Annotated in this window: 11 protein-coding genes; 1 reads left to right on the top strand and 10 read right to left on the bottom strand. The window is 36.4% G+C overall.

Annotated features, from left to right (window positions below):
• Window positions 1–23: 23 nt before the first annotated feature.
• The 9 genes from F4694_RS15480 to F4694_RS15440 all read right to left on the bottom strand — a co-directional run bounded on the left by F4694_RS15480 (window position 24) and on the right by F4694_RS15440 (window position 9,427).
• Window positions 24–1,592, bottom strand: a complete 1,569-nt coding sequence (locus F4694_RS15480; RefSeq protein ID WP_179599490.1) for a glycoside hydrolase family 43 protein — start codon at window positions 1,590–1,592, stop codon at window positions 24–26.
• On the bottom strand, window positions 1,549–2,010 hold the full coding sequence (locus F4694_RS15475) for a DUF4064 domain-containing protein (RefSeq protein WP_179599488.1): 462 nt from the start codon (window positions 2,008–2,010) through the stop codon (window positions 1,549–1,551). Before F4694_RS15475 ends, F4694_RS15480 begins: the two co-directional genes overlap by 44 nt.
• A gap of 19 nt (window positions 2,011–2,029) precedes the next feature.
• Window positions 2,030–2,968, bottom strand: a complete 939-nt coding sequence (locus F4694_RS15470) for a pectinesterase family protein (protein ID WP_179599486.1) — start codon at window positions 2,966–2,968, stop codon at window positions 2,030–2,032.
• On the bottom strand, window positions 2,938–3,834 hold the full coding sequence (locus tag F4694_RS15465; RefSeq protein WP_308806355.1) for a dienelactone hydrolase family protein: 897 nt from the start codon (window positions 3,832–3,834) through the stop codon (window positions 2,938–2,940). Before F4694_RS15465 ends, F4694_RS15470 begins: the two co-directional genes overlap by 31 nt.
• Window positions 3,834–5,168 carry a glycoside hydrolase family 28 protein gene (locus F4694_RS15460; RefSeq protein WP_179599484.1) on the bottom strand — a complete coding sequence of 445 codons (1,335 nt, stop codon included), beginning with the start codon at window positions 5,166–5,168 and terminating at the stop codon, window positions 3,834–3,836. The genes F4694_RS15465 and F4694_RS15460 overlap by 1 nt, the downstream gene beginning before the upstream one ends.
• 4 nt (window positions 5,169–5,172) lie before the next feature.
• Window positions 5,173–6,288, bottom strand: a complete 1,116-nt coding sequence (locus F4694_RS15455) for a glycoside hydrolase family 88/105 protein (RefSeq protein WP_179599483.1) — start codon at window positions 6,286–6,288, stop codon at window positions 5,173–5,175.
• A 103-nt stretch (window positions 6,289–6,391) separates the two neighbouring features.
• Window positions 6,392–7,903 (bottom strand): extracellular solute-binding protein, encoded by a 1,512-nt coding sequence (locus tag F4694_RS15450; protein ID WP_179599481.1) that lies wholly within the window; start codon window positions 7,901–7,903, stop codon window positions 6,392–6,394.
• Window positions 7,866–8,549, bottom strand: a complete 684-nt coding sequence (locus F4694_RS15445) for a YesL family protein (protein ID WP_179599479.1) — start codon at window positions 8,547–8,549, stop codon at window positions 7,866–7,868. Before F4694_RS15445 ends, F4694_RS15450 begins: the two co-directional genes overlap by 38 nt.
• Before the next feature lie 20 nt (window positions 8,550–8,569).
• Window positions 8,570–9,427, bottom strand: a complete 858-nt coding sequence (locus F4694_RS15440) for an ABC transporter permease (protein WP_307311483.1) — start codon at window positions 9,425–9,427, stop codon at window positions 8,570–8,572.
• Between the two features lie 444 nt (window positions 9,428–9,871).
• Between F4694_RS15440 and F4694_RS15435 the strand changes: the two genes are divergently transcribed.
• Entirely contained in the window at window positions 9,872–10,756 is an 885-nt protein-coding gene (locus tag F4694_RS15435) for a carbohydrate ABC transporter permease (protein WP_218895681.1), read from the top strand.
• Between the two features lie 58 nt (window positions 10,757–10,814).
• Here F4694_RS15435 and F4694_RS15430 read toward each other — a convergent pair whose 3' ends face one another.
• On the bottom strand, window positions 10,815–13,049 hold the full coding sequence (locus F4694_RS15430; RefSeq protein WP_308806354.1) for a helix-turn-helix transcriptional regulator: 2,235 nt from the start codon (window positions 13,047–13,049) through the stop codon (window positions 10,815–10,817).
• Window positions 13,050–13,103 lie beyond the last annotated feature (54 nt).

Here is a 13,103-nt window from a genome sequence, read left to right as displayed (position 1 = left end):
ACTATTTTCGGACTTCATAATGGTTACAGTGAATCAAGTCCACGATATTCAAAGAAATCAAAATCAGCATAAGAACCGGCTTTACGGTCCATATCATGAACAGCAATTCCTACAAAGTTACCGGTAAATCCTCCAGCCAAGAATAACAAATCTTGAGATTCTCCAATTCCGTGCCAAAGATTGTCTCCAGCCATTCTATAATAATAATTTCCAACTGGTCCGTTGACTTCAATCTTTAACTCTACTTGACCATCTTCTGTTGGAATTATGCCAGGAGTTAGTGAAAATTCACCATCTCTGCACTTCATCAATCGAAGAACACGGCCTTTTTCCTCATCATAAGTCAAATAGGCATACAGATAATTACTATCATTTAAGTACAGCAGCAATCCAGCCATTTGATTATAAGTTTTAGGGGTATAGTCTATTTTCGTAAATGCATGAAACCGGAAATCTTTTTGGCGAATAGCCAATATATGATGTTCAAATAAGGATTGAATGGAATCACCAGATATTACACGTAAATATCCTTCTCTACTTGTTAAATCACACCAAGAATCATCCGCCAAAATACGCAGGCTGTTCCACTCTTTATCGAGAACACCCGTAAAATCATCACGAAAGTTTGTATCCTTCCTCTGTACAACCGGCTCTGCCGTAATGATTTCTGTTTCTGCTAATGGGCCATTGCCGCCATCCACTAATCGCAGCCAGCCATCTTCTGTCCAATAAACTTCTTGAATAGCCGTTTCACGTCCTAAAATCGCTGCTTTCCCCATTAATGGACGCGTGCATAAATAGACCATATACCAGTTGCCCAGAGGGGTTTGAACAATACTGCCGTGACCTGAACATTGTAAAGGTGATTCGGGTTTATCACTAGCGGTCAACATCGGATAGTGTGGATCCAATTCATATGGTCCCGTAATCTCTTTAGCGCGACAAACCGTAACCGAATGACCGGAACCTGTCCCACCTTCTGCGGTAATTAAATAGTAATAATCATTATGTCGGTAAATATGTGGTGCTTCTGTTTTTGCTAATTCTGTACCGTCAAATATTTTATAGACAGGTCCTGTTAACAGGTGATTTTCCGGATCGTATTCTTGAAGGACAACTCCTACTGATTTATTGCCTGTTTCTATTCGATAATCCCAAATTTCGTTTAACAGCCACTTACGTCCGTCACGATCATGGAATAAAGACGGATCAAAGCCGCTGCTATTTAAGTACACAGGCGGTGACCATGGACCATTAATACTTGGTGCAGAAATTAAATAATTATGGCTGTCTTTAAATGGTCGTTTTGTACTTTTTACATCGGTATAGACAAGAAAAAATAAACCTTCAGAGTAACTAAGCTGCGGAGCCCAAATACTTCCGTTTTGTGGATTGCCGCGTAAATCGACTTGATTCGATAGAATATCCGTTTCATGTTCCCAATTTACTAAATCCTTTGATTGATAAATACGAACACCCGGCAGCCATTCGAAGGACGATACCGCAATATAATACGTATCTTCTACCTTTAAAATATAGGGATCTGGATTAAATCCGGGTAAAATCGGATTTGTAATTTTTGTTTGATACATTTTCTACTCCTTCTTTGTCCTTTATTTTTCTAAGGAGGCATAAGCCTGCTGTTGTAAAAAAGAGAAAAGCAATGGGAAAAGCAATAAACTGGGTCCCAAATAAAGTTGCTAAGCCGGCAAAAATAAACAGCACTGCTCCCCTTTTCGGATATTTATTTCGCCAAATCGATAGAATAGCCAGAGCAACAAATATAACTACGATTAGCAGGGCGACACCAAACCATATAGCTAACGCTTTCACCGCTTCAAAACTCTCTGAAACGTACTCTTTAGAAACACCCTCCTGCAAGATAGGAAAAACGGTTGTCTGATAAGTACTTTCCTCCATAGAAGTTATCGTCAATGAAAACCCGCCTAAGAAAATCACACAAAGTATGACACCTGCTATTCCAATTATCACTTCCCATTTTCGCTTCATTCTCCATGTTCCTTTCCTATTAATCTAGTTGTATGAAATCAATCCAATCTAATGGGTTCATATCACTTTGATCGCTATATTGATTGTTTAATTCCTTATAAGTTACCGTTATTCTATTAGCTTTGTTTCCCCAATCATCCCATCTATCTGGATGGATGTGTGAACCGATCATACAGTCAGCAAATGTAGTTTTCGCATAGGGGCGCCACGGTCTTCCTAAAAAGACATTTTTAACATCTGCGTCTGCAGTAATAAAACATTGATAGAAATAAAAGCCTTTTTTACTTATTGAAGTGGAAGCAGCTGTAACGTAGCCTTCTTTGTTGTTTGGTCTTTTCAATGACTTAATTTCACTACCCTGAAACACTGCTTCACCACCACCAAAAACAAAATCGACGGTTCCTTCTATATAGCAATTAATAAAAAGACTCTTATTTTCTGCAAATTTGGTTCTTATTTCAGGAGTAGAAAAAGGCAGGCCATTTTTTTGAACTTCTGGCAGCGGTCCTAAACAAACAGTGTCCTGATAGCCTTTAAAGGAACAGTTTTTAAAGGTTACGTTGTTTCCTTCACTATATAATGCAACCGCCTGACCCACCTTTTCTCCTGGTCCTGCATTATTAATAATCTCGATATTTTCTAAACTAATATTTTCACCGTTGATAAACAGAGTCGCCGTCTGAAAGGTACCTATTTCTCGCAGATGTTCATCTTTTTGTAACGCGTATCGATTTCCAATCACCTTAACTGAGCCAATTCCTATCAATGTAATGTTAGATTGATATAAGGAAATAGTTTCATAATACTCTCCACTTAAAACCGTTATTTTTACCGGTCCATTTTCATCACAACAACTATCTAGAGCCTCTTGGATATTAGAAAAATCACAGATTTCATTTCTTCCAACTACTAGACTTTTAAGAAAGTTTAAAGGTGTTTCTTTAAGAATGTTTTCCATAATGATCTCATTTCCTTTGTTTCTTGATGTCCGCCTGTAAGAATTCTGCCTTCCCAATTTTGAGGAAAACATTGTTGTTCATACGTTTTTTTCAGTTGTTCGTTTAAAAATTCTGCACCTTCAATGGGACACATTCGATCATCCTTACCAATCATACTGAGGCGTGGTCTTGGGGCAATCATTTCTTGAACTTCTAATGTAGAAAAATGTTTTAGAAATCCAGGAACATAATAATAGAATCCATGATGATCTAAACCACGTTTCTGTTTTAATGTTTCAATATCCACTTGTGCTGCTATATCTACTGTCACCTTTATACGCTCATCTAGTGCGGCCAGCCACCAACTCATTAATCCTCCCATGGACATGCCAATTGCACCAATTCTGTCAGGGTTGACGTCGGGGCGAGTTTCAAGATAGTCTAACAAGGCCATATTATCGAATAGCCGCATTCCCCACAAAGTTTGGCCATCTAACAGCATTTCCTTTACCAATTCACTTTCTTGTTTCCCTTTGCGTTGGTTAAAGCCCCACATATCAATCGAACAAACCGCAAACCCAAGTTCGATTATCTCTTCTACGAAGGAAGGACTTTGCAAATAAGAGCTGCTAGTTAAGAGTTCTTCTTTCCCTTGGTCAAAATTGCCGCCATGTGAATGATTAAAGATAACCGTTGGTAAAGGTTCAACGTCATTTAATGGTTTAGCAAAATAAGCAGGGACCGTTTCAATGCCATTTAATTGCAACATTAAAGTTTCTAATACAAACCCCTGCCTATTTTCTACATTTATTAATTCAGCAGATATCCTTGCCGATTTCGAACGTTCTCCTAACAAATTGAGAAGTTGTGTACGTCTTGTCTCTATCACACTACCCCTACTTCCTTAAGAAGTACTTCTTCAGCTTTTGTATTTTTAGACTTGCAATGGGTAATCTCGACATCCTCACTATATTCGACATGGAATGCTGGTCCTTCATGGTTCTCAATGGTTACTCGGTTAAATAGGATGTCTTTCGCAAAACCTACATAAAAACCGCGATTATTCATATCCTCTATTCCTGCCATCATCGCTGGTTTCCCGGGAATCGCATTTTCTGCCATAGAAATATCAATGTTATTAAATGTAATATCGGAGACGTATTGCTCAGCTAAGCCATAGATAAATCCTGCTGAAGCATGGACATTTCGGGCCGTAATATTAGAAAAGTGTATTCTTCTAAAGGATGGCGTTTCTTTTGTAATTGGGTATGGATTTTTATCCCAGACATATTTATCCTTTCCTTTAGGTCCACAGAAGTAATACAAGTTCAATATAAATGGACACATTACCCTTTCCATGACAATATTGTCAATTCGGATATCTTCCACAATTCCTCCTCGACCTCGTCGTGATTTCAATCGAATTCCCCGATCTGTATCCTGGAAGGTACAGTTACTAATCGTAACATTCCGGATATCACCACTCATCTCACTGCCAAATACCACTGCCCCATGGCCATGAACCATCGTACAGTTTGTAATGGTAATGTTCTCACAAGATACCCTTTCAGCAGTATCTTCTGTACCAGCTTTAATCGCGATACAGTCATCTCCTACATCAATGTGACAGTTGCTGATTCTTACGTTTTTACAAGATTCCGGGTCAATCCCATCTGTGTTAGGTGAATCTGCTGGATTAATAATAGAAAGATTATCGATTGTTACATTGTGACAACGAATCGGATTCACGGTCCAGCTAGGTGAGTTGATTAAGGATACATCTCGTATGGTGATGTGCTCACATCCATCAAAACTAATCAATTTTGGCCGTGGATAAGCCAGGTTTTCTCGGTCATTTTGAAAAATATGCCACCAATTCTTCCCGTTGCCATTAATCGTACCAAAACCAGTTATAGAAATATTGTTAGCGTCCTCTGCATAAATACACGAAGCATATACCTCTCGTACAACACCTTCCCAACGAGAAACTACCACTGGATAGTCCTTTTGTTGATCCGAAAATTTCAGGGTAGCTCCTGCAGACAAGTGTAATTCAATATTATCTTTTAAAAATAAAGCACCTGCTAAAAATTCTCCTGACGGAATTACGACTTTTCCGCCTCCGTTTTTATGTGCTTCGTCGATAGCCTTTTGAATAGATTGGGTGCATAAACTCCCATCATTGTATGCTCCAAATTCGGTAATATTGTATGTGCTCATATCATTACTCCTCATTGATTACATCTTCAAATTCAGCTAAAGCTTGTAAAAACGCACCTAACCCTTTTTGGTCATTACAAATAATCGGTTCACTAATGTAATAAGTATAGGTACCATCCCGTTGATCATCGCCGCCTAGTCCAGCAACCTGACAGTTCTTATTTAAATTCACCCAGCCTTCTTTCGTTTGTAAAACAAATTCATTCAATAATCCTTGATGTGATTTCTTTAACTGTCCTTCCCATTCTTTGTGATCTAAAACACCCAGACGAATTCCTCTTGCTATTGCACATACAAACATGCTGCTGCAAGATGCTTCTAAGTAATTACCCTTTTCATGTCCCTTATCTGGTACTTGATACCAGACCCCACTTGCTTCATCTTGGTAGTTTACTAGTGCCTTTAATGTTTTCTCTGTTATTTGTACAAGAAAATCTCGATCCGCTGTATCTTTAGGCAAGACTTCTAAAGTATCTATTAACGCTAATAAATACCAGCCCATCGAGCGGCCCCAGAAGTTCTCAGACAAACCAGTTTCTTTATTCGCCCATGGCTGAACCTTTTTTTCATCCCATGCATGATATAATAGACCTGTCTTTTCATCTATTAAATGTTGATAACTAATCTTAAACTGACGAACGATATCTTCTAAACCTTCTCCATTTGCAAAGGTTGTTTGATACTCTGCATAAAAAGGTGAGCCCATGTACAATCCATCAAGCCAAATTTGATAAGGATAAATTTGTTTATGCCAAAATGCACCTTCAGATGTTCTAGGATGTGTTTCAAGCTGGCTGCGTAATAATTCAGCAGCTTTTTTATACTTTTCCTCTCCTGTTTCTTTGTATAGGACAAATAACATTTTCCCATTATTGATATGATCGATATTATATTCGTCTAGACGATACCCTTTAATGGACCCATCTTCTTGGATAAAGTAATCCATGTTTTCCTTTATATAGTTAAAATACTTTTGTTCTCCCGTTTGCTTCCAGACTCTTTCAAACCCTTTAAATATCACTCCATAATCATATGACCATTTTCCTTTATAGCCTTTGTCCTCATATAAACGAGGAAGTCTTTGCATAATTGAATTTGCTGTTTTAACGGACCATTTCATCACAATCAATCTCCTATTCTCATTACTATTTTTGGATATGCAGGATGTAGAATGGAGGTACTTTCTATTGAACAAAATTCAATAAAAAGACCTCCATTGGTGATTATTTTGCCTCGTTATACGCTGCTTTATATTCCTCTTTTATTGTTTTTCCGCCTTGGTCATTCCAACTTTTAACTGCCTTCTTAAAATCATCAAGAGGGATTTCACCTAAAATGTACTGATAAGTAGCATCCGTAATAATCTTTTGTAATTCCGATCCTTGTGTGGTGTAGGTTGGTGATTCTAAAGGAACAGCTGGATTAAAGACAGCATATTTTTCGTTTTCAGCAATCATTTCATCTGCCAGAGCTTTAATTGGGTTAGGATCCTTTAGACCAAAACCGTTTTCTTTCGGACGTGAAGAGGCAAATGGCTGAACTTCTTGCTGCCATAAATCCTGATTAATAATTTCATAGGCACCTTCATCATTGAGTTTATAATGTGTACCTTCAATTCCGTAGGTCATTAACGTATAGGTTTCAGGCTCTAGTAAATCATTAACGAATTTCAAAAGACGTTTTAATTCTGCTTCATCCTTTACTTCTGAGCGTGGGAATGCTAATAATCCTCCAATACCATTACCCGCAGACCAAATGGCTCGTTCAGAATTAGAATCAGATGTCATATCATTTACTAAGGCAAGTTCCATATTATCTTGAATACCCGCTGCCATTGTTTGTAAGTTTTTTGCGTCAAATAAGGCACCAACATAAATACCTGCCTTGCCTTGAGCAAAGTTTTGCTGTTGATCTGTTTTGGCTGTTACAGCAAAGTCTTTGTTAATCCAGCCGTTTTCATATAACTCTTTCATGTAGTCCATCGTTTTAATATAGCCATCGGTTTCAAACTCAGCTGTAAAGTTGCCCTTCTTATCCACCTGCCAATTATTTGGAGTACCGTAGTATGAACCCAACGTTTTGAAAGCACCAAAAATTAAATCACTGCGATCCATAAATCCGGTCGTATCATTTTTCCCATTACCATCAGGATCTTTTTCTGTAAACGCTTTCGCTACTTCCATTAATTCTTCTGTTGTTTTAGGAACAGCCAAACCTACTTTATCTAACCAATCTTTACGGATGACGACACCGTTTCGCGCTAGATCTTTTTGGAAAGGTATCCCATAAAGCTTACCTTCGATTGAAGCTGAAACTCGAATATCTTTCGAAATCGCTTTTAAGTTAGGGAACTCATCTAAATAATCTTCTACATTCCAGAACATCCCTGATTTCAATGCATTACGTACTGAAGAATTTTCCAAAATCGTTAACGTAACAATATCAGCTAATGAATCTGAAGCTAATGCTGTATTAAGACGTTCCTCTTTTGAAGCATCTGGGATCCAAGAGAATTTAATTTCTGAATTTGTTTTTTTCTCTATTTGATCTAACACTGTATCTGTCGGTGGTGAAGCTGTGTGCAAAATATTTAACCAGGAAATTTCTGTTTTACTGTTTTGATCTTCTTTCTTTGAGGAATTTTTGTCGGTAGAAGCTGTACTACTGCACCCTGCCAATAGAAGTGCACCTGCTAAACTAACACTGGCCAACTTTGATACCTTTTGTTTTTTCATCCCAATTCTCCTTTACATTTTGGTGAATATATTTATCTTCTATCTCTTCGGCATCCATCGTTTCCATTCTTGTAAACACTTGATTAGCTGTCCAAGTAATCAAATAGAATAAGAAACTAATACCTAAAAAGGTTAAAACTCCTGGAAAAAAGTTGGTTGCACCCCAATACATTACACCTGTAACTAAAAATAAAACAAGTGAATACTGTAAACAGGAAAAACCAAATAATAGAGACATCTTGATTTTAATGCGAATTCCCTTCCAATTATAATGAGCCATAATCGGAAAGATATAAACAAGTGATACTAAATAGATAAAACTAATAACAAATAATGCGACTCTAACGTACCAATTGGATACATGATTTAAATCAACGATTAAAACAATCGCGCCTATTAGATAGATCCAGCTAATAATGACGGATTCTCTAAAACTCTCTTTGTAATACTTCCAGTAGGTTTTGAAAATAGGCAGGCTTTGACCACGAACCCATTGCCTGCAGATACTAACCAAGGCATAAGTGGAGGGGCCTATCCCGAATATACCTAATCCCAAAATGGTAAAGAGTATCCATAAAAAATTCACGTAAACCAAATTAAGGATAATCGTTAAAACGTGGTTTAACCTTTCCACTGATTTGAGCATGATATCCCCTCCTTCCCTGTCTAATACACGCCATCTTCTCCAAACTTTTTCGCTAGTTTATTTGCTAGAATGACTAATACCAATCCAACAAGCCCTTTAAATAAACCCACAGCAGTACTGAAACTCAACTGCCCATTTTTTAAACCTGCAGTATAGATGTAAGTATCAAAAATTTCCGCAACACTGCGATTTAAGGAGTTAAGCAATAGGTACATATGCTCAAAACCGAGATCCAAGGTGCTTCCAATCTTCAAGATTAATAGAGTGATAATGACTGGACGAATAGCAGGTAATGTTACATGCCATGTTTTTCGAAGACGGCCTGCACCATCCATTTCAGCTGCTTCATATAATTGTGTATCCACAGCTGTTATAGCAGCTAGATAAATAATCGTTGACCATCCTAATTCTTTCCAGATAATTTGTGCGATATAAATCGTCCTTGTCCAATCTGGTGCTGTTAAGAAGCTGATTTTTTCCATTCCTATTACAGCCAAGAATTCATTAATAATACCGCCATCCACATTCAAAAAGATAAATGAGATTGAAACAATAATTACCCAAGACATAAAGTGAGGAATATAGATAATCGTTTGAATTCCAGCTTTAAAGTATCTATTCTTCACTTCATTCAACATCAGAGCCACGATAATTGGTAATGGGAAAAAGATTACAAGATTTAAAGCAAACAAAATTAACGTATTCTTTAATAACATGAAGAAAGTGGGTTCCGTAAATAAACGAATAAAATGTTTGAGACCCGCCCATGGACTTCCTAAGATCCCTAAGAATGGCTGATAGTCTTGAAACGCAATAATGAGACCCGCCATTGGTAAGTACTTAAATATAATGAAATAAAGTAATCCAGGAAAAATCATTAGATATAAGAACTTATTCGTTTTTAATCCCGCAATGATTTTTTGCCTTTTTTTAATTTTTAGCTCCCTTGCTGTCATAATGGACAAGGGTTGACTATTTTGGTTTACAGCACCTTCCATTTCACTCCTCCTCTATTCATTTTGTTTTCCTTTCTTGTTTTAAGCATACTGAAATTGGAAAATTACGTACATAATCATTTTATGATTACGCTTACAAACCCCTTTAGTATCAAGGTTTTTGAGGATGGTATCCACCATAATGATAGTTTTTAAATGGTTGTGATTATCCGTTTATATTATAAATTTTTTACTTTAAAAACGCTGTCTTTGCTGTTGAATCAATAGTGGGATATTGATTATATACGGAATTCGGATCGAATGATAAGGTTGGTTTATCTTACTAAAAGATAAATGGCTTATTATATTCAAGCGAGGAGGATTTACATGAAGAAAACGAAAAAGAATAAAAGAAACAAAGGAGGTCTAGCCTTTCCCATTATTAATGGAACCATACTAATTTTGATTGCACTTATCTGTTTTCTTCCATTTGTTAATGTGATCGCAAGTTCATTTGCATCTACTCAGGAAGTGGTCGCAAGAAAGTTTATCTTATTTCCACGTACTTTTTCATTGGATGCCTATCGCTATATCTTGTCAACGCCTACCCTCTTTAAGTCATTAGCTGTTTCGATTGGAGTAACTGGTATAGGTACTTTAGTTAGTATGGTTCTAACTGCTTTTATGGCGTATGGCTTATCCCGAAGATATCTAGTGGGGAGAAATTCAATTAATTTTATTGTTGTTTTCTCCATGCTGTTCAGTGGCGGTATGATTCCAACCTTCTTAGTTGTTAAATCCGTTGGTTTAATTGATTCTTATTGGTCTTTAATCTTGCCTGTTGCAATTAATGCATTCAACTTAATTATTATGAGAAACTTCTTCCAAGCCTTACCTGATAGTTTAGAAGAATCCGCTAAAATGGATGGCTGTACAGATTTTGGTGTCTTCGTTAAAATCATGCTGCCGCTGGCATTACCATCGATCGCTACTATTTCTTTGTTCTATGCAGTCACCTACTGGAATACGTATATGACAGCTATTCTTTACATTAATGATTCTGCCAAGTGGCCGATACAAGTATTATTACGTCAAATTGTCATTGTCTCTAGTGGTATGCAAGCCGAAGGGTCCTCAGTAGATGTCGTACCTCCTGCTCAAACGATTAAAATGGCTGTTATTGTAATCGCTACTGTTCCAATGTTAATTGCTTACCCATTTGTGCAAAAATACTTCGTCAAAGGTGCATTAGTTGGATCTGTAAAAGGATAAAATAAAGTTCCAACAAAAAAAGCTTCTCTCATGAAGCTTTTTTTGTTGGAATAAATTTCTAATGCATATATTCCTTACGATAATCTCCTGGGGTCATTCCTAATTTCTTTTTGAAGAATCGAATAAAGTTTTGAGAATTCCGATATTGCAAGCGTTCTGCAATATCTTTAATGGCCAAATCTGTATCCTTTAACAAGCTTTGTGCCATTTGCAGGCGATAGTTCATTAGATAGTCTACAAAATTCTCTCCATACTCTTTTTTGAATACATTGCTTAAATAGTTAGGATTGTAATGCAATCGATCTGCAATAATATCCAGGGAAATTTCCTGATCATATTCCGTTTGTACAATATATACGATTTTTTCTGACAAGGATTTAAATCCTCTTTCTGTCTTATCGTGGGTACTTATAATAACGGGTTTGATTAAATCGTTAATTAACATTTCCTTCATTTTTTCTGGATAATAGGCATTCATGGCTGCTTGATACAATTTCTTAATATTTTCAAAGATTTTAGATTCAGCACCTAATAGTTGTCCTAATTGTACAAGCTCATTTATGACTCGTATTAAGGTCACCCCTAAGCTAATCGGATTTTTATTTAAACGAAAAATCTCTTCTACAAGCCGATCAACCAAGTTCATGACGTCTTCCTCATGACCAGAACGAATCGCATTCAATAACTCATTAAGCGATTCTACAGGGAATTTGGATATAGACGCATCATTTAACATCGAAGAAATATCATTATAGAAAATAATTGACTCTGGTCCAACATTTACTCGGTAATGAAGCGATTCTTTTGCTAAATCTACCGCTTTTTTACTATCTATTAAAGTGTCATAGATTGGACTGATTCCAACACTAATGATAATATTCAGCGATTTTTTCACCGCTACTTGGATTTCCTCGTAGTACTTCATGATTCGTCGCTCAGGTTCTGGGTCGCTTTTATCTAAGATAAAGATGGTAGCCTGCATTTCATCATTTAAAACGATCGGGTTTAAGCGTTCAGCCTTCGGGACCATTTCTCCTACGATATTGTTAATTGCCAATAATAAAAGTGTTTTATCTCCAATTTGTTGATCATCAAAGTTATCTATTTGTATCAAACCTGTATAAAACACCTTTTCCTCTTCAAAATGGTAGCCAAATTGCTCTAAACGATTCGTCACGTCGTTTTCAGATATCCGTTTTCTAAATAAACTTAAAACAAATAATGTCTCCAATTGAGGTTTCTGAATTGACAGACTAGCTGTTAACAGCTCATTTTGTCCAACAATTTTATCGATAGAATCAGCCAAAAAGGAAAATTCATTTTGTTTTTTATGTACTCCCTGAATGTCCAGTTTTGCCTGTATTTTCTTAATTGGTCGAGTGTATGATACCGCCAACACATATGAAATAATTCCCACCAATAAAATCAAAAGGGCTGAAACTATAAAAAGGCCCACTCTCGTATTATGAATAATACTGCCAATCTCATTTTCATTTATTTCCACCACATAAAGCCACCGATTATAATCAGACTGCATGTAAACATATTTCTTTCCATCCTCTGTTTCTAGAACATTGGCAGTTTGCCCGCTTTCGTTAGAGACTGCTTTAAAATCTTGAAAACTACTTTTTTTCACTTCACGATCTTTCATGGTGCTAGAGTATAGTAATTGATTTTTTTTATTATATATTTCTACTCTATTGTTTTGGTCACCTATAATCTGTTCAATACTCCTTCTAGGAATATAGGATATTCCTAAAGCGAACTTTTCCCTCTTATACATTGGTAAAGTCATAACCATTTCGATTCCGGATTTTATTGGTTTCCAAAAAAGGTTATTGTTATTATTGTTAATATAAGTATTTTTGTATTCGGTAACTTCCTCTGTTGTTAGCGTCTTTAAAGAGCCATTAATGATTCCCCAGTTGCCGTCTAAGCTTACTAAACTATTGTTACTGCCTTCAATCCCCATCATCTCTATGTAACTCATCTCTTTTTTGATATCTCGGTATACATCAAAATCTTTACCTGACAAAGGATTTTTAAAGATTTCTTCAAATTTAGAAGTTGCGCTGTAAGCCGTATATCCATACTCGATGGTTCTTACTTTTTGTTCAACATTGTTAAGAATTTGTTTTGTATAATTTTTTTTATCCTTTAAGAAACTTTCCTCAACGGAATGATAAGTGGAATTATAGATAAATATGCTAAATCCAATTACAAGCCCTATCCCCACCAAGAAAAACGGAATAAAAAGCTTGTAAAACACTCTTGCTTTTCTCAATAATTTCACTCCTTCGTTACTGTTTTCCACCATATTGCAAAAAATTAAATTTTCAAAAATTTG

This window comes from Neobacillus driksii, from assembly GCF_013409995.1.
Taxonomy (GTDB): domain Bacteria; phylum Bacillota; class Bacilli; order Bacillales; family Cytobacillaceae; genus Neobacillus; species Neobacillus driksii.
Note: the sequence above shows the minus strand (reverse complement) of the source record. Positions and strands in the feature narration are given on the sequence as shown.